1 protein-coding gene is annotated in these 302 nt (G+C 45.4%); it reads left to right on the top strand.

Annotated elements, in window-relative coordinates:
- Positions 1-44 precede the first annotated feature (44 nt).
- Entirely contained in the window at positions 45-263 is a 219-nt protein-coding gene (locus tag A0J57_RS26290; RefSeq protein WP_077204190.1) for a hypothetical protein, read from the top strand.
- Positions 264-302 lie beyond the last annotated feature (39 nt).

Here is a 302-nt window from a genome sequence, read left to right as displayed (position 1 = left end):
CGTCAACGTTGCTCTGAAATAGGAGTCTCAGAAGAGGTAAACGCATGGCAGGAATGATAGTACGCTCAGGTCGAGTAAATCCAAAAGCTGGACCAATAGAGATTTGGCGCGTACACAAAGAATTGCAAAACAAGAAGATTCCTAAAACAGTCTTTGCAAAGGCGCTCGGCATCTCATATGAGCAGCTGGACGGAAAGGGTACTTTTCCATTGGACAAAGTGGAAGAATGTTGGCGGCTGCTTGAAAGATGGGGCTCGCAATAGGACTCCAGATATTTTTGAATGATCTAATGAGGGCATTGG

This window comes from Sphingobium sp. 22B, assembly GCF_001580035.1.
Taxonomy (GTDB): Bacteria; Pseudomonadota; Alphaproteobacteria; order Sphingomonadales; family Sphingomonadaceae; genus Sphingobium; species Sphingobium fuliginis.
This window is presented reverse-complemented; position numbering and strand designations above follow the sequence as displayed.